Raw genomic sequence first — 18275 nt, 5'->3', positions numbered from 1 at the left:
ACCTTTACGGCTAATTATTTAGCTATTAATGAGCAACGGCTGCATGTAACTGCTGCAAAGCAACCTTAACGGCTTGTTTATCTTTTTTGTCTTCTTCTTTTTTCAGGGCAATTTCGGGCTTGGCATAATATTGCAGCAAAGCTTTTTTTAATTCCGGCGTAAGGGTTTTAAACTCAATTTTGGCCAGTTCTAGTAACAGTTCCAGGTGGGTTTCATCGGCTTTGCCGTAATCGCCGGGTTTAATTGGCTGGCCGGTATCAAAATCGGTGTTGGATAGCTGGAGCGTTTGCGTAGCAGTAGCTTTTAAGCCCACGCTGTATTTGTCTACGGTAGCGGTAAAACTTTGCATGAACAATTTTTCGGCTTCGGGAGTGGGCGGCTTAAAGGTTAGCGGCCGTTGCGGGCCAATTTTAGGCAACAGGCGCAGCATCCAGCTCAAAAACTTTTCCCATAAGGTTGGCTCCCGGTAATTATTTCCCCAGGTTTTGGTGTAACTGGCTTTACTAATGCGGTACTGAAACTGGCGCCGGGTTGCGCCGGGTTTTGCCTTTTGAATCTCGTCGGCTTTCATGTTCCAGGCCGCTTTGGTAAGGGCCGGAAAAAAATTGCTTACTGTACGCCGGTAAGTACCAATGGCTAAGTCAAGGCTCATAAACTGTTTATTTAACTCTAGCCCGTAAGTTCTCCGGAAAGCGCGCTCCAGCACTTCTTTGCTTACTTTAAAGCCAATAAAATCGTGGTAATTTTCGGGGGCGTAATTGCCGCGGGCTACCTGCAGTACATCAAAACCCAATTCCATTTTTACGTGGGCCAGCGGGTCCTGCTCATAGGTAATTACATTGCCGTATTCTTTTTTTAACTTAGGATAAACCAGCGGCACTGCTTTGTTTGTGGCTAAAGGGTGACCGTTGTTATCGGCGTAATAATGCGCCAGCGCACCCAGTGCAAAAGCATATTCGTTCAGGCTTTGGGCTTCTGTAATCAGGTTTAAAATAAAATCGCCGGTGCGTACATAATGTACCACATTGGTAAAAAACTTGCTCCCGAACGGGTAATAACCCATATCCTGGATAATGGCGCCCCCATAAGCGTGGGCGTGAGCTAAACGTAATTGCTCCGGCGTAGCATTCGGATATTTCTTTTTTAGTACCGGCACTAGGGCATCCTGCCAGACCACATCAATAATGGCCTGATGGGTAAGCACACTGTAACTTTTAGCCGGCGCTACATAGCCAAACAGGAAAAAGCAAGTAAGTAAAACAGAATAAAAATTACGGGTTGGTTTTCGCATATACATCAGAAACCTGCCCGAACAAAACCACTGTAAAGTTTTGCCCGGGCAGGATTAACTCCTGGTGTATATACGTTTAATATATATTAAAAGGTATATAATAAAATTAAGTTGTTTTGTATTAATATACCCGATTGTTACTTAAAGAGAACTAAAACTTCCAGCGCACAAAAGCTTCCATGGCCTCGTAATCGGCTAAGCCCAGTTTGTCGTATATTTTGGCGGTTTCGCTGTTGCGGTCCTGGGCACGTACCCAAAATTCGCGCGAATCTTCACCCGGAAATACCGGCGTATCTTTTTGCGACTGGTGTTTATAAATTGCGTTGCGTTTGCGAATTACTTCCTGCGGCGATAAAGGTACCGCCATTTCAATTTCGTGGGTTTCAAACTCATGCCAGGCGCCGCGGTACATCCATAGCCAGCAATCCTGCACCCAGGCTTCGGTTTTACGCAAGCGTTCCAGGGCTTCCACAATAATATTAAAGGCTACAATGTGGGTTCCGTGGGGGTCAGCAAAATCGCCGGCGGCGTATACCTGGTGGGGTTTTACCTGCTGCAGTAACTCCATGGTGAGCTCTACATCAATATCCGAAACCGGGTTTTTCTGGGTTTTGCCGGTTTCGTAAAAAGGCAGCGCCATAAAATGAATATTTTCGTCGGGTAAGCCGGCGTAACGGGCAGCTGCAATGGCTTCGGTTTTCCGGATAAAGCCTTTTACGTTGCGCACCTCCGGTGTATCTATCTGGTTGGGCTGCTTGGTTACGAAAAACTGGCGCATATCGTCGTAGATCTGCTGCAGCCTTTTCCCATCCTGGCCAATGCTTTGGTTAAAATCAATGGCAAACTCCATGTAACGCAGTACGTCATCGTCCCACACAGCCGTATTACCAGAAGTTTGGTAAGCCACGTGTACTTCGTGGCCTTGGTCTACGAGCCGGATAAACGTACCGCCCATCGAAATAACATCGTCATCGGGGTGTGGCGAGAAAATAATAGCCCGTTTGTGTGCCGGGTCGGCTCTTTCGGGCCGCTGCGAATCGTCGGCATTGGGTTTACCGCCCGGCCAGCCGGTAATGGTATGTTGCAGCTGGTTAAAAATATCGATATTAATATTATAAGCCGGCCCTTTTTCGGTAGCCAGTTGGGCCATGCCGTGGTTATTATAATCTTCGTCGGTTAGTTTTAAAATAGGTTTATTTACGGTTTGCGACAGCCAGATTACCGCTTTTTTGGTTAACGGCGTATCCCAAACACAATCTTTTACCAGCCACGGCGTATTAAACCGGGTAAGGTCGGCGGCAGCATCCTGGTCCAGAATAAACTCTACATTATCGGAAAGCTGCAGGTAAGTGGCAGGTACTTCGCCGGACATTTCGCCTTCTACCGCTTTTTTTACGATGGGCGCTTTTTTCCCATTCCAAGCCATCAGAATAATTTCGCGGGCTTTAAAAATGGTACCAATACCCATAGTAATGGCTTTGGTCGGCACATTTTCTTTTCCCCCAAAATCGCGGGCCGCATCCCAGCGGGTCAGGTCATCGAGGGTTACCAGGCGGGTACCGGAGTTGGGTGCCGAACCAGGTTCGTTAAAACCAATGTGACCGGTACGGCCAATACCTAATATTTGCAGATCCAGGCCACCCAGTTCTTCTATTTTACGCTCGTAAGCCAAACAAAAAGCCGGTATTTCTTCTTGCGCCAGTGTACCGTTGGGTATGTTAATATTTTCCGGATCAATATCAATGTGGTCGAACAAATTTTCGTTCATGAAGGTCACGTAGCTCTGGGGTGCCGTGGGCCGCATGGGATAATATTCGTCCAGGTTAAAAGTTACTACATCGCGGAAGCTCAACCCTTCTTCGCGGTGCATTCTTACCAGTTCGGCATACATCCGGATGGGAGTAGAACCGGTAGCGAGACCCAAAATTGTTTTTTCGCCGCGTTGTTGTTTACTTTTAATGAGCGTTGCAATACGCTGGGCTACCTGCCGGGAGGCAAGGGCAGCATTTTCATAAACAACTACCGGCAGTTTCTCATACCGGGTTTCTTCTAACAGATTTAATCGGGCCATAGCTTATTTTTTCTTTTGGGCGGTTTATAATTGTACTATAATAATGTGGAACTATTAATTACAAAATTTAAGATTGCTATTGCACTGGTAATCTGGCTTTAATCAGATTAAGGCTTTTCTGCTAATATTGGGTTATGGGTTAATCTACTCCTGGCGCTACCGGTAACTGGCGGTTTTCTTCGACTAACTCCAGGTAATTTTCGAAAATATTTTCCATTACCAGGGCCACTGAGCCTAGAATACCGGCATTAGGTCCCAAATCTGATAAGGAAATGGTAGTTCTTTCGCGTAGTTGCGCCATGCAATATTTATTAATAGAATATTGAATAGGCGTTGTTATATATTGGCGGGCTTCGGCAATTTTGCCACCTAATATTATTAGTTCCGGATTAAACAACTGAATTAGCATGGCAATACCTTTGCCCAGGTTTACGCCAATCTCCGACAAAATATTAATAGCATATTGATCGCCGCGGTTGGCCGCATCTATTACCAGTTGGGGTTCTATTTTGTCTATTTCGCGGTCCGAGAGTTCGTTTAAAATAGAGCGTTGCCCTGATTTAATACCGTCTTTGGCCATTTGGGCCAGCGCAATACCCGAAGCAATGGTTTCGAGACAGCCCCGCTTGCCGCAGTAACACAAAGCACCATCGGTTACCATAGGAATATGTCCAAACTCACCGGCAAAACCCGAAGCTCCGTTGCGTAATTTACCGTCCGAAATAATACCCAAACCAATACCCCAATCCATAGACAAAACCAGGACATCTCTACGACCGTGGGCCAAACCAAAACGATATTCGGCCAGGGCAGCACTTTTAACATCGTTTTGTATGTAAACCGGCTTTTTAAATTTAGCTTCTAATATTTGCAGCAGCGATTCCGATTCCTGATGCGTAAGTAAGTAGGTGTAGTTATTGCCTTCTTTGGAAGCCACCAGGCCCGGCATGCTAATGCCAATACCCATTAATTTATCGGGGTTAATGCCGGAATTACTAATTAAATTGCTGGCATACTCGTATAACTGCTCTACAGCACTCAGGTCGCCGGAAATCCGGATTGGATAATCCTGGATACCAGTAATATTATTGTTGTTGTTATCGAAAATAGCCATTTGGGTTTTAAACCGCTCCATGGCAATGCTCAACACAAACAAAGAATTATCGCGCAGCCCGTACAAATCTGGTTTCCGGCCACCCAATGAGTTGCCCCGGCCCTGCTTTTCAACCAGACCTTCGGCTATTAACTCATTAATTAAAGTCATGGAGGTAGGCGAACTAATATTAAACCGATTGCAAATATCCGTGTTAGATTTAGCGCCTTTAAGATACAAGTGCTTAATAATCTTTATTTTAAGCAGATGCTTTTTCCTATCAATATTATTAAGTTTTTTTATGTATGTATCTTCCAGTAACAACGTGCTCATGGTTTCGTGTTGCATTTATAAAGTTGAATTACTTCTTTTTTCTGCTTACCTCCAAATACTTTGATTATTTTTTTTAAGAAGTAAAAACAATTACATAAATTTTTAGCGAAAATCCGAATACTCAATTTGAGTATTTTTTTATTATTGAAGCTTATGCTGCCCATCTGCACTAAAACCTAACCTTTCGCAAGCACTAATATTGGGCAAAAAACAAGTAAATCATTCTATCGTTTTTTCCTAATCTGCCCTGATAAATACTTTTATTATACTACTATCAATTAATTAAAGCGCTTACATTATTGTAGTCATAGGTAGCTTGTCGAAATAGCTGACTTTATTTTACAATGCTGTTATAGATCCTTCGACAAGCTCAGGATGACCAAAATTGGTTTTTAAGCGCATTCTCTATTTGATAGTGGTATAAGTAGTTCCCTGCTAAGAATATTCTACCAACGGTTAATTTTTACTTTCGCATAATAGCTGTTTGTAAGATAACTATATCGTAATTAAAATATACTGGGCGAAGGTAAAATAATTTGTTTCTGCTTAAAGCAAAGTCAACCAATTATTTAGCTAAAAGTAAAGGCCGTTTTTTAAAATAGCAGTTAAGCAACCTATTTAGGGCCTATAATCCTAAACAGGCTGCTTACCTACTTACTTTGCTAATGAATGCTACTAAACCGGCTTTCAGGTAGTTTTGGTTTATAAATTAAGCACTACCAATACCGGTAAATGGTCTGAGGCGTACTGCTCGTTTATTACCTGGTGGCTAGCCACACGTATTTTATTTTTGGGATGTTTGTAGGCAATAAAATCGATGGTTTTGCTGGGGTTAATTACTGGAATAGTTGGGGCGCAGTTCTGGCAGGTTCGGGTAAAATATTTATCCAGGCCCGCAATTACCTCAGAATCTGGGGTGGCATTAAAATCGCCGGCAATAATAAAAGGAAGTTGTTCTGTAGCGGCAATTTTACCAATTTCTTCTATCTGAATCTGTCGGTTTACCGGGGCTTTTTGCGCATCCAGGTGGGTGCTGCCAAACCGGATTGCGGCACCATTGGGTAAGGTAATTTTAGCGGTTGCCAGCACACGGGGCTCGCCTTTAGTTTCGGGTTTGCTGGGTAGCCGGTGCACCTGGGTTTCGGTTAAAGGATATTTAGACAGAATAGCTACACCATAATCGCCCCCCTGGTGGTCGATGGCTTTAGCAAAGTAAAAATGCATGTTTAACCGCTTAGCTATTTCCTCGGCCTGGTTAAACTTACCCGAGCGTTCAGTATTTACGTCTACCTCCTGCAACGCCACTAAGTCAGGATTTTGCGCTTTAATAGCGTTGGCAATAGCATCAATATCTATAAAATCGGGACGCGAAGGCGGATTGGCGTGATGAATATTGTAGGCCATTACCCGCAGCGAAGCCGCTTCAGCGGCGTTTTTTACCGGATTAATGGCTTTAGAACAGGAAGCCACCAAAAAGGTGGCTCCTATTATAAAGCTTAAAAAAAAGTACTTCATATTTATCTTTTAACTTACTTATCAGCATTATTCCCAACCAGGGTTCTGTCCTAAATTCGGGTTTTGTTGCAATTGGGTAAAAGGCACGGGCCACAGGTAATTCTTACCGGGCTCGAAGCGTCTGCCGGTGTTTATAATTAAGTAACCATCCGCATCGGTTGGAATACTTTTAACAAAGCTCTGGCTCCAGCTAGGAATAAGGCTTTTCTTTACACCTTTTACATCCTGGGCCAGAAGCTCACCTTGTTTCCAGCGCAAAATATCGAAATAGCGCTGACCTTCCCGGGCCAATTCTATTCTGCGCTCACGCCGTACTTCTTCCCGCAAATCAAGACCATTAGCTGCCAGTTCATCAATATTCATGGGCACCATACCCACTCTTTCTCTTATTTTATTAATGGTCATATCCACGTCGGCCTGGGTAAGTTTACCTTGTTCTAAACGGGCTTCGGCATAAGTTAAAAGCACTTCGGCGTAACGGAGCAGATGAATATCGTTATCATCTTTATTAAAAATACCAACCGCCGGAATATCTACGTATTTAGTAAAATAATAACCAGTACCGGTAATACTGCCTTTTTTATCGGCATTAAATTTAGGCAGGTTAAATATGGCATTAGGCTTATCGTCCTGGTCGCCATCATCTAAACCGCCCCAGGCAGCTCCCGGCGCCAGAATGGTTTGGCTCATGCGCGGATCGCGGTTTTTAAAGATATCTTCGTAGGTTTCCTCTTTGTACAACGGCGACTTGTTAATGGGCAAGCCATCGATACACAAATACGCATCTACTAACGATTTAGTAGGGCTAAAGCGCGAGGTTTGGTCAGGTACCTGCGTTTCGCGACTCATGTTATGTTCTGCTACGTTCTGCACAAATAATCTGGCCAGCATGGTTTCTTTGTTTTTACCCGCAGCCAGTTTTCCGGCATCGGTAAACAACTCATTATAGCTGGTAGCGGGGTTGCCATTAGAATAAAGCTGGTAAACACCTAAATCCATTACGGCTTTGGCAGCAACTTCGGCCACATCGTAACGGCCGTAAAACAGGGCAACCCTGGCTTTCCAACCCAAAGCAGCACCTTTGGTAATGCGGCCTAAATCGGCGGCGCCATAAGTATTGGGCAAGCCCTGCGCAGCGGCTTCTAATTCATTTAAAACAAAATCTACTACTTCTTTACGCGGCGTACGCGGGCCGTATATTTCAGGGTCGCCTATATTTAAGGTTTTGGTAATCAAAGGCACATCGCCAAAGAAGAAAGAGAGGTAGCTGTACAAAAAGGCGCGCATAAACCGTACTTCGCCCACAAATTGGTTTAATTTGGCTTCGTTTACTACGCCTTGTGCTTTGGTATAATTTTCTAAAAAGTGGTTGCAACGGCGTATACCATCAAACTGCGCCGTCCATTCGCTATTAAGGGTACCCGAAGTAAAATCGAAATTACCACTGGAAATAGCCTGATAATCGGAACGAGGCGGATAAATAGTATTATCGGCTAAGTTTTCCATATCGGCAAAGTTCTTGCCTTTCAGCGAAGCGTAAGTGCCATTTACGGCTTGTTGCAGCTGCTCTTCGGTTTTCCAGAAGGTAACGTCGGTAATGGCATCAAGCGGCTTACGCTCTAAAAAATCGTCTTCACAACTGGTAAGCGCCGTACCTAAAAATACGGGAATTGCGATAGTAGCAAAGGTAAGAGAAGTCTTGCGCCAGGCAACTTTGCTAAAATTATATTTATGTTTTTGTTTCATGATAATAAATTATGCTTTGATCTTTTAGCCGAATGGCCGCCGGATTTAATCTTATTTTATTAAATCCGGCAAGCTTTATTCCTGGTTTTTGTAAATTATTTAAACCTGAAATTTATACCGAAAATAGCTGTTTTCACCTGCGGATACATACCACCATTAATGGCGGAACCGCCGGAACCCGCTGTTTCCGGATCGTAGGCATAAAAGTATTTTGATTTAGTAAACAGGTTTTCGGCCGAAACATATAACCGCAAATGATCAATCCGGAACTTACTTAAAAGCTGCTGCGGAATGGTGTAACCCAACTGAATATTTTTCAGGCGTAAGTAAGCGGCATTCTGCAGCCAGTAATCAGATAGGCGCATGGTTGAGTTGCGGGTATCAGAGTAAGTAAAACGAGGGTACCAAGCATCGGTATTTTCGGGGGTCCAGCGGTCGCGGTGAACTTCTTGCGGGAAAGCACCATTTACGTGAAAGGTATGAATACCCGGCCCGGATACATAGCCATTGGCTTTGCCCACGCCTTGCAGGAAGAAAGAGAAATCGAAACCTTTGTAACCAAAATCGCCTCTTAAAGCATAGGTATAGCGCGGGAAAGCATCGCCAATTACTACCCGGTCTTTATCGGCAGTAATTTTGCCATCGCCATCCAAATCTCTGAATTTAAGATCCCCGGGACCTACTTTGCCAGCATCGGCATCAAAAATCGGAAACTTAGGTACCAGCACGCCTTTATCGTTGGTTTCAAAATCTTCTGCCTGGGCCAAACCATCGGTTCTGTAGCCGTAGTAAGCATCTATCGGATACCCTACCTGCCGGATTCTATCAGAAATAGTAGGAGGTGCGCCGCCTAAATTCACTACTTTATTCCGTACATCAGCGAGTTGCGCGGTAAAACCGTATTTAAAAGTATTTCGGTCTTCGCGCCAGCCCAGACTTACTTCCCAACCTTTGTTCGAAACTTCACCGGCATTTTGGTCAGGTACATCTAATCCCAGAATATCGGGCTGCGGTACCCGTAACTGAATATTTTTGGTTCTCCTATCGAATATATCGCCGGTAAAGGTTAGTTTGTTGTTAAAGAAGCCTAAGTCTAAACCAAAATTAGCCATACTGGCGGTTTCCCACTCCAGGTAAGGGTTTGCCAGTACTTGCTGCGCCAACCCGGTAGTTAAAATATTGCCAATTGGCATGGTTGCAATAGAGGTAAGCACCGGCACAAACGGGTACCATTCAGAATAGGCTACACCATCGGCCCCATATTGGCCACCCAAATCACCGTACGATACCCGGAGTTTTCCTTCGTTCAGCCAGGATAAGGCACCGGTATTGGCAAAGAAGTTTTCCTGGGTAAAGCGCCAGCCAACCGATGCTGATGGGAAGAAACCATAACGCCGGCCTGGTAAGTAACGGGATGAGCCATCGTAACGGGCATTAAATTCTAGTAAATATTTATCGGCAAAGCTGTAGTTTAACCGGCCAAAATAAGACCGCAAAGCCCATTGGTAAGCGTCACCAGTAGCCCGTGGGTCCAAAGTTCCTAAGCTAAATACCGGTACATCATCGCTCACAAAGCCCAATTTAGAGGCATACCAGGAGTCGTAGCGATATTCTTCCTGCTGATAACCCAGCAAAGCTTTAAAATCGTGTTTACCCAGGTTTATGCCATAGTTTAACTGGCCTGATAATAATTCTTTCCGGCTTTTATAATCGCGGTTTTCGAGCTGATTAGCGGTCCGGTTGGTATACCAGGGCTTGCCAGAATCAGGATAGAAATAATCAATTTTGCGGGAGAAAGTAGAACGAAGCTGGTTAATGGCGTTTATACCATACTGTGCCCGCAGATCCAGGTTTTTCAACAAATGGATGGTACCCGATAAACTTCCGTAAAATTCCTGCGAGTTGAAATTATTATAGCCGCCATCGGTGGCAATGGCTACCGGGTTGCTCGATCCGCCACCATATCCCCAATTACCGTTCGAGAATCTAACCGGATCTAGCGGAGACATGGTTAAAGTGGTATAAATAGGACCGGAATTATGATCGGTGCCACCGGCCGGCTGGTTCTGCGCGCGATCGATATAATTTAAGTTGGCATCTAAATCAATAAAATCAAGCAGATTTTTAGAAGTTAGGCGTAATTTAGTATTGTTCCGGTTGCCGGTATATTGGTCGCCGACCACCAGGCCTTCCTGGTTTAAGCGGCCGTAAGAAGCATAATAACTTAAATCGGAAGTGCCGCCGTTTAAACTTACGTTGTGGCTTTGCTGGGGAGCATAATCTTTAAAAAGTGCTTTAGACCAATTGGTATTCGCAAAATAATTGGGGTCGGTACCTTCCCGGGCAATTTTTATTTGTTCATCTGAATAAGTTAGCGTATGATTTACATTGCGCTGCGATTCATTCAGCATTTCCATGTATTCCGCAGAACCCAGCATTTTAGGCAGAGCCGTTGGCGTTTGCACCCCTACGTAGCCATTGTAACTAATGGTAGGCTTTTGGTTAGCTTTGCCGGTTTTGGTGGTTATTAAAATAACCCCATTAGCTGCCCTAGAACCATAAATAGAAGCCGAGGCCGCATCTTTCAGCACCGATACACTTTCTATATCTTCCGGATTAATAGAGTTAATATCTACGTCGGGAATACCATCAACTACTACAAAAGGATTGGCATTATTCAGGGTTCCGACTCCCCGTATACGCAGGCTGGCACCGGATGCGCCCGGAAAGCCGGATGCACTAACGGCCGTTAAACCCGGCGCTAACCCCTGCAGGGCTGAAGAGGCATTGGTAATAGGCCGGTTTTCGAGTGCCTCGGCGCTAACTACAGCTACAGCACCAGTTAAGTTTACTTTTTCCTGGGTTCCATAACCTACCACCACTACTTCCTGCAAAGCTTTGGCATCTTCCCGAAGAATAATATTTAACGAACCTTGTCCGGTTACTGCTACCTCTTGCCTCTCGAAGCCAATATAAGAGAAAACAAGTACGGGCTGCCCGGTATCAGGCACCGATAAACTGAACCGGCCATCGGCATCGGTAATGGTACCGGTGTTGGTTCCTTTTAAAGAAACCGAAACGCCTGGCAGCGCCTGTCCGGAACCGTCTTTTACCTGCCCGGTAACCGTAGCGTTCTGCTGATTACTGTCCCGGATAATGGATACTAACAATTTAGAAGCAGCAGCCTCCTGCCCTTTGGTAAACCCCTCTATTGGCACAATACCCAACAGAGCCATTAACAAAAGGCCACACCGGCGGTTGGCGCTTCCTTTACTCTTAAAAGGTGGTATTATTTTACGCATAATTAATTATTAAAAAATCAGGATTATGTATTCTAAATATAAACTGTTGTGTAAACCGGTACCTATCAGCAAACTACAGGCAAACCGTTTAATCTTTTTATATAAATGCTACTTAAAGAAAGTACATACTCAATAATATTTTTATAATCTGCCAAAAACAGGTTTATTCTGTTAAACATAGTTTTCCTAAACCTTTGCTAATTGCCCATCTAGCTGCTTATTGCCTAGAGGCCAAATGCTGAGTACTTATTTTCTATAGTAACCTGATAAAATCTGATTCATACTAATTGATTAACTATAGACCGGCGTTATATTTACTTAAGTAATAAAGTCCCTCAAATAAATATGCTGCATTAAATATCAGACAGCACTACATGTTTTATACTGCTAATTTTGCTTAAAGAATATTATTTAATTTCTTAATTACAAATACTTCTATAATTTTTTTAAAAAAGATTATTTAGATATACAAAATTGTAAACATACAGCCTATATGTTAATATAATATTTAATGAATTAATAGCTAATAAGTTAAAGATGAATATCTGTGTTAGATAACTTTCAGAACTTTTGTGGAATAAAGGTAAAAGACGGTTTTATAAAACCAGGCAGGAAATAGGTTATGAAATTATTAAGACTGCGCCAGCAGAAAAGCTAGTTGAGATTTCTAATTATCTCCTTTGTGCTGGTATTGGTGAAACGGGCGAGACAGTAGATTTTACTTTGGAGAGCAATATTTTTGAATTAGTTACCCAAATACTATTTTTAAGCTGGCTGTTTTAACACTCAAAAGAGGTTGATCTGGCAAGAGCTTTACCTATCAGATATAATTTATAGAAAACACATGCGGTATAAACTTTACGGCTTCTTTTGCTCAGCCAGGGCCTTGGACAACCAATCGAGGTGATCGGTACCAATTAATACCGCCGGATATTTAAGCAACTCCTGCCAGATTACGTTTATTTGCTCCTGGCTTTTTTCGGGCATGTTCCAGAACCTGATTTGCTGACCATTTTGCTGGGCTATCCTGGCCCATTCGGTTAACTGACGAGCTTCGGCCGGCGGCATGGCACCCTCGCCTTGCCACTTAAAAAATTTGGCCCAGTTGCCACTTACTACCGGATATTCTTTTGACTTTAACTTTTGCGGTAATTGTTCTACTTTCCCGTCTAAAAACACCAGTCGTTGTTTATCGGCCAGCACCTGCTCGGCGGGGTAATTACCCGTGAGGATCACTTTTACCGTGCCTTTATGCTGCTGCTGCGGGCTCACCAGTAAATGCCGATATTTAGTTAAAACAGGGCTTAGCTGGTCGTAGGTAGCTTTGCCTTCACTTTTAAAATCGATGTATAAATACAAAACACCTGGTTGCCGGTATATTTTTTTGTTTGCCTGCACTAGTTCCTGAATGGGCTTCAGGTACATAGTTTCCAAAGTCTTATCGGGCTGCAATTCGTTTTTACTGTGCCCTACCAACAAGGTATTGTCTACTAAAAAAACATCGGCTTCTACACTTTTAAACCCCAAAGCTAAAGCATCCAGCAACGGGCGCGGCCGCCAGTAATCGTTATGAGAATGCCCCTGCTCCAGCGGCTTGGCCAATGGTAACTGCTTTTGCTGCCCTACCGTAACCTGGGCCAGTAACAACAACGCAGCTAAAAAGTAGAACCTTATTATTTTACCCCAATAATTGGGGCTGTTTTGCTCGCCGGTATTGCTGTTAAGGTTATTGAGTAGCATAGTTATATTCTGAATATATAAAGGTAAGCGCCTTAAATAAAGAAATACTACACGACAATTGAAACAGAACCTGCTTATTTTTTTGCGGCATTTAACCTGACCTGCTCGTGCCGGTTAAGCCGGGTTAAACCAGGCCAGCGCAATGCCATCGGTAAAAGTGCCATTTGGCAAAAGCACCCGCTTTTTCCGGCGACCTTCTATCTCAAAACCATTGTGCAAGTATAAGTTTAAAGCGCGTTGGTTATTGCCAAAACACATTAATTCTACCTTTTTTATATGCGGCATTTTTACCTGAATCTGGTGTTGCAACGTGTTCAGGAGTAATTTACCCACACCAACACCCTGGTAAGCCGGGTGCACCACCATGGTAACCTGCTCAAAAACGTGGGCAAAGGTTTGCAACCCTAACGTGTACCCATGAATTTCTCCCACAATTATAGCGGCTGCATCAGTTGGGCAAACTGCCAGAATAATTCCCCGGGCTAAACTTTTAGAAACAAAATCCTGGATATAAGCTTCGGATATTTCGGCGGCCGTACGCCCCAGCGCCCCGGTATCAGCCACCTGTTGGTACAAATTTATTAGTTGCGGAATATCTGCGGTAGTAACTTCCCTGGTTATAAAGCCGGCTCCCATCATTAATTATTTGCTTACAGTTTTAAACCGATATACTATCTGGTTGTTCTATTTTAAAGACTGAGAAAATATTTTACTCCCTCATCAGCTTACAAGTTAATTGTTAACAGCTAATTAACCAGTGCAACTTACCAGTTCCTACGCAACAATCTTATTCACAAGGATAAAACCAAAAATTATCTTTTTTCCAAATATTGGAATAATTATAACATATAACAACTTACCGAAAAACTTATTTATTACTAATATTTACGATCCAAAACAGCCATTCTGCTACTACCAAGGCCAACATCAACCTTTTAACTTAGTGTATACCTAAGCCATTACAAAAACCTTAAACATTATTTTGTACAAAAATTTGCAAAACATTTTTCTTACCCATACCTTTATAACATTATATAAAAACACGCATTAAAAGTTATTAAAGCGCATTAATCTTGTTTAAACCATATTAATTAATTCGTTAAAACATATTATATATTTTATTAAACCATTAATATTTAAATTTTATAAAATTCCAAATATTATTCAGGCATTAATTAAATTAAAAACAGTTATTTAAGCATACTCCTACTAAGCACCTACCATTTTCCCATGAAACACCTTTACGATACCAGTGAATATTTTTTAGCTTTTAACCACGAAAACCGAAAAATTTATATTATACATTCTTTTTACCGGTTAATATTTGAAGCTAATCGCCCACAAGATGAATTTCCTTGCTTTGTTTACCTGGGCCACGGCAGAGTAGTAAAAGGCAGCCGGCAATTTGTAACGCGCCAGCACCTGGAACTTGCCGAAGAATTAGTATCTTAACGATAACAACAATATGCGTATACAGAGCGGCACCCGGGAGATTTCGGGCCAAAATTTATCTCTCGGGTTGCCCATAAGCGCTGCTTTAAGTTAAATTTCAGTCGGGCAAGCCATCTCTGCTTTCCTTCGTCCGTTCAATATTTTACCCCAAACCATCTCTTAATTCGCTTAAAAGTCAACTGCTTCTTTCGCCGTAATTAGCATTGCTGAACTTACCAGATAATGCTGGTAAATAAGCAGAACCGGCTTCCCCTTAATCACTAAAATTCTTTCGGTTTAGGACAAAACCCAGATTACGCCAAGCCGTATGTTTAAACCTGGTTATAATTTTTTGATTATTGACTGGGTTTGGTTTTAAAGAAATGGTTAAACTTAAACAGAAAGCACGATGGAAAAACCAATAAACCGTTTTGTACACGGGATAATAGATTATAAATATGCCGCACTTGTATCGGCGGCACCAGAATTAGCCGGCTTTAAAGACGAAGAAAAAACGGCGACTACTTTATGCCGGGTTATGGGCAGTGGCGCTTTAATGTACAGCGTTTTTACCCGTTACGAACTAGGCCTGTTCCGGGTAATGCCTTTTAAGACGCATTTAATGATTGACTTTGCCGCCAATGCCCTGGCCGTAACGGCCCCGTGGTTATTTGGATTTTACCGAAACGAGCGCGCCCGTAATGTTTTTCTGGGAGCAGGCTTGCTTGGTTTAGCCGTGGGATCATTAACCCAAACCCAGGAAATGGACGAAACCAACCCGCAAATGCTTTCGGATTAAGCTTTTAACACCTTTAATAAAAAAAGTTATAGCTTAAATTTTAAGCAGCAACCAATTGGGCAAACTTAAATACGAGTTAAAGAATATTAAGCGCGTATTTAAGTTTGCCTATTGTTTTATACGTTATTCAATGGCGCGTCAATTCGCTCGTAAATAGCCTGCAGCAAACCGCTCTCGTAAGTTTTAGTATTAATTAATCGAAAGTGTTTTCGCTCCGCAATATTTACAAAAAGCGGCTTGCCTTGCCCCAGTACAATCGGGTGAATAGATAGTTGCAGTTCGTTAATTAAATTGGCGTTCAGAAATGCAGTAGTTAAATCTGCCCCACCAAACAACCAAATATCTTTGCCGGGTTGCTGCTGTATTTGGTTAATTATTTCCGCCACATTGCCGCTTACAAAATTGGTTTGGGGCGCATCAGTTTTTAAGCTGCGCGAAAACACGTATTTGTGTTTACCCGGATACGGATCTGCTTCAAAACCTAACATTAACTCATAACTCTTCCGCCCAAAAACAATCGTATCTACACTTTCCAGGAACTCGGTCATGCCGTAATCTTGGTCGGTAAAACACCAATCAAATTCTCCGTTAGGTCCCTCAATCAGGCCATCCAGGCTAATTGCCAGGTTTAGAATAACTTTCCGCATTTTATAATTTCAGGTTAATAAAAATATTCAAAACGAAATATTTAGAACGATTGTGAAACAAACTGAAAATAAATAGCTTGCATTTTTATTCATTAATAAAGATTTTTTATAACTTTATTAAAGTTTACGCAAAACTAATATTCTAAACACCATTAACTAAAAAACTATGAAAAAATTATCTTGTTTTATGCTTGCGGCGGGTTTGTGCCTGCTGCACGAATCTGCTTCGGGACAGGTGCTCCTGAACCGCGTAAGATCCAATATTGAGAAGAAAGCCGAACAGGCCGTTGACAAAGCCATGGGCATGGACCGGAACCAGCCCGTTAATAACGCTGGTTCAACAGAAACATCTACGGGCGCCGACGGCACCTCTCGGGCCCGCAACAAAGGCGGAGCCGGCCTGGTTTTTACGCCCCCCGATGTAAAAGTTAATTTAACCGATGCTGAAGGTTCTTTTAAAGCCGGGAAATACGGCGAAGCCCGCTATGCCATTCAGCAGGCTATGTTGGGCGTAGAAATGGAAATTGGCCAGAAAATATTAAAATCTTTGCCCGAAACCATTAGCGGCCTGAAAAAAGACACGGAGCAAGACCAGGTAACCAGCACCGGCTGGGGTTGGGTAGGTTTAACCATTCAGCGCGCGTACAAAGACAACGCCGACAAAGAACTACGGGTAGTTGTAGCCAATAATGCTGCTCTCATGACCGGAGTAAACCTGTACTTTGCTAATGGCGGTGCTGCGGCGCAAACCTCGGGCGGCAAGCAAAACTGGAAACAAACCAAAGTAAAAGGCAATCGCGCTATTATTGAGTACGACGAAAGCAGCGGCTATAAAGTAAGCGTACCCATTGGCCAATCGTCGTTGGTAGTTTACGAAGGCGTAAACTTTAAGAATGAGCAAGATATGCTGGCGGCAGCTAACACCCTGGATATTGATGGCATCAAAAAAATGCTCGGTGAGAAATAAAATTTATTTAACCTGATTTTCCTTAACTAAAAGACACTATTACTATGAAAAATATATTTATCCTTTTGTTTTTAAGCCTATGCTGTTATCAGGCGCAGGCCCAAAATTTTTCTAAAAACCTGGGCGAAGCCCGCACGGCTTACACTGCCGGCAACCTGAGCAATTCGCGCTTTGCTATGGAACAAATGCTGCGCGAAGTAGATGCTGCCATTGGAAAAGATATTCTGAAATTATTGCCCCCCAAAATGGATGCTCTAGCCGCCAATATTAAAGACGATAATACTACCGGCAGCGGCAGCACCGGCGGTTTGGGTTTGTTTGTACAACGCACCTACGGCACCGGCGCCAAAACCGCCACCATCGATATTATTAATAATTCACCGCTGATTACGAGCCTGAACACTTTATTGGCTATTCCGTTTGTGGGCAACTCCGGCGACGGCAAGCAAAAAGTAGTGAAAGTACAAGGCTACAAAGGCGTGTTGTACAAAAACGAAGATACCGAAACCAAAAAAGTAAATTACGATTTACAGATTCCGCTCCAGAATACCCTAGTTACTTTTAAAATGGACGATACCAAAGAAGCCGATATTTTACGTTTAGCCGGCACTATTCCGCTGGAGAAAATTGCCCAGTTAGCAAAGTAATATTTTGTTTTTTTACAAACTATAATTAGGCTATGGCCAGTAAGTCTGCCTGGCAAAAATAAGCAAAACGCCAGCCGCTAATAAAAGCAGGCTGGCGTTTTGCTAGTATTATACCCGATAGTAATTACCCCCTTCCCTAATAATACAATAATCTCCTGGTTGTAATGCTGGAGAATTCAAGGAATTTCAGAAAAATCTATTGTGTAGAAAGTAAAGGAGGTAATTCTTGTTCTACTGTTTTTACCTGTAACACCTTTTATTTGGCCTTTTTAGCTTTTGCCGGTGCGGCTTTTTTCATCTTGATGAGTTTAACCCTTCCGCCCTCCGGGCACCTTCCCTAAATTAGGGCTACGATTAGGACACAAATTTTTGGGCCAGGGTCCACCCGTGCAAGATATGCTGGAAGTAATTCCAACCGCGCAAAAGGGTAATCACCCCCGCCTGCTTTTCGTGGGGTTTCCACCCGCCTAATCTGGCTATTATCCAGTAGCACCATTGTAAAGAGTCTTGGGGGTAAGGATTCCGCTGCTTGGCTGTTTTTCCTTCATAACGTTTTTGTAAAGCCTGCAGACAAGCGACTTCTTGCCGGGTAAAGCTTTCTGCCAGCGGCACGGCTTCTTTCTGTTTAGAAGCCAGGTGCAAGAGCATTATCTTGCTAGCGGCAAACAAAGCCAGCAGCGTGAGTTGCACTAA

Annotated in this window: 14 protein-coding genes and 1 pseudogene; 5 read left to right on the top strand and 10 right to left on the bottom strand. The window is 43.0% G+C overall.

The window, feature by feature from the left end; all coding sequences use genetic code 11:
* Window positions 1-25: 25 nt before the first annotated feature.
* The 6 genes from F0145_RS15285 to F0145_RS15260 form a co-directional block, all read right to left on the bottom strand.
* Window positions 26-1291, bottom strand: coding sequence for a zinc dependent phospholipase C family protein (locus tag F0145_RS15285; protein ID WP_190277563.1), 1266 nt, complete (start codon window positions 1289-1291; stop codon window positions 26-28).
* A 151-nt stretch (window positions 1292-1442) separates the two neighbouring features.
* Window positions 1443-3362: a glucosamine-6-phosphate deaminase gene (nagB, locus tag F0145_RS15280; RefSeq protein ID WP_150089437.1), complete on the bottom strand. Its 1920-nt coding sequence runs from the start codon at window positions 3360-3362 to the stop codon at window positions 1443-1445.
* A gap of 139 nt (window positions 3363-3501) precedes the next feature.
* A complete protein-coding gene (locus F0145_RS15275) occupies window positions 3502-4803 on the bottom strand; it encodes an ROK family transcriptional regulator (protein WP_223816102.1) in 1302 nt (433 codons plus the stop codon).
* Window positions 4804-5490: 687 nt separating this feature from the next.
* Entirely contained in the window at window positions 5491-6303 is an 813-nt protein-coding gene (locus F0145_RS15270) for an endonuclease/exonuclease/phosphatase family protein (RefSeq protein ID WP_223816101.1), read from the bottom strand.
* A 27-nt stretch (window positions 6304-6330) separates the two neighbouring features.
* Window positions 6331-8049, bottom strand: a complete 1719-nt coding sequence (locus F0145_RS15265) for a RagB/SusD family nutrient uptake outer membrane protein (RefSeq protein WP_150089435.1) — start codon at window positions 8047-8049, stop codon at window positions 6331-6333.
* A gap of 95 nt (window positions 8050-8144) precedes the next feature.
* Complete coding sequence (locus tag F0145_RS15260) at window positions 8145-11351, bottom strand: SusC/RagA family TonB-linked outer membrane protein (RefSeq protein WP_150089433.1); 3207 nt, start codon at window positions 11349-11351, stop codon at window positions 8145-8147.
* Window positions 11352-11921: 570 nt separating this feature from the next.
* Here F0145_RS15260 and F0145_RS15255 point away from each other — a divergent pair.
* Window positions 11922-12134: a hypothetical protein gene (locus F0145_RS15255; RefSeq protein ID WP_150089431.1), complete on the top strand. Its 213-nt coding sequence runs from the start codon at window positions 11922-11924 to the stop codon at window positions 12132-12134.
* A gap of 75 nt (window positions 12135-12209) precedes the next feature.
* Here the strand turns inward: F0145_RS15255 and F0145_RS15250 are convergent, their stop codons facing one another.
* Together F0145_RS15250 and F0145_RS15245 are read right to left on the bottom strand one after the other, a co-directional pair.
* Window positions 12210-13091, bottom strand: coding sequence for a PI-PLC domain-containing protein (locus F0145_RS15250; RefSeq protein ID WP_150089429.1), 882 nt, complete (start codon window positions 13089-13091; stop codon window positions 12210-12212).
* Between the two features lie 114 nt (window positions 13092-13205).
* Window positions 13206-13730, bottom strand: coding sequence for a GNAT family N-acetyltransferase (locus F0145_RS15245; RefSeq protein WP_150089427.1), 525 nt, complete (start codon window positions 13728-13730; stop codon window positions 13206-13208).
* Between the two features lie 591 nt (window positions 13731-14321).
* Here F0145_RS15245 and F0145_RS15240 point away from each other — a divergent pair.
* Together F0145_RS15240 and F0145_RS15235 are read left to right on the top strand one after the other, a co-directional pair.
* Window positions 14322-14543, top strand: a complete 222-nt coding sequence (locus F0145_RS15240; RefSeq protein WP_150089425.1) for a hypothetical protein — start codon at window positions 14322-14324, stop codon at window positions 14541-14543.
* Window positions 14544-14931: 388 nt separating this feature from the next.
* Window positions 14932-15321 (top strand): SPW repeat domain-containing protein, encoded by a 390-nt coding sequence (locus F0145_RS15235; RefSeq protein ID WP_150089423.1) that lies wholly within the window; start codon window positions 14932-14934, stop codon window positions 15319-15321.
* Between the two features lie 116 nt (window positions 15322-15437).
* Here the strand turns inward: F0145_RS15235 and F0145_RS15230 are convergent, their stop codons facing one another.
* Window positions 15438-15968: a dihydrofolate reductase family protein gene (locus F0145_RS15230; RefSeq protein ID WP_150089421.1), complete on the bottom strand. Its 531-nt coding sequence runs from the start codon at window positions 15966-15968 to the stop codon at window positions 15438-15440.
* Between the two features lie 166 nt (window positions 15969-16134).
* Here F0145_RS15230 and F0145_RS15225 point away from each other — a divergent pair, with 166 nt between their 5' ends.
* Both F0145_RS15225 and F0145_RS15220 read left to right on the top strand, forming a co-directional pair.
* Complete coding sequence (locus tag F0145_RS15225; protein WP_150089419.1) at window positions 16135-16935, top strand: hypothetical protein; 801 nt, start codon at window positions 16135-16137, stop codon at window positions 16933-16935.
* Window positions 16936-16979: 44 nt separating this feature from the next.
* A complete protein-coding gene (locus F0145_RS15220; RefSeq protein WP_150089417.1) occupies window positions 16980-17582 on the top strand; it encodes a hypothetical protein in 603 nt (200 codons plus the stop codon).
* Window positions 17583-17936: 354 nt separating this feature from the next.
* Here F0145_RS15220 and F0145_RS26240 read toward each other — a convergent pair.
* Window positions 17937-18275, bottom strand: a pseudogene (locus tag F0145_RS26240) (IS4-like element ISSysp3 family transposase); the annotation flags it as partial.

This window comes from Adhaeribacter rhizoryzae (assembly GCF_008629685.1).
Classification (GTDB): domain Bacteria; phylum Bacteroidota; class Bacteroidia; order Cytophagales; family Hymenobacteraceae; genus Adhaeribacter; species Adhaeribacter rhizoryzae.
The sequence above is the reverse complement of the archived record's forward strand: the minus strand, read 5'-3'. Positions and strand labels throughout refer to the sequence as shown.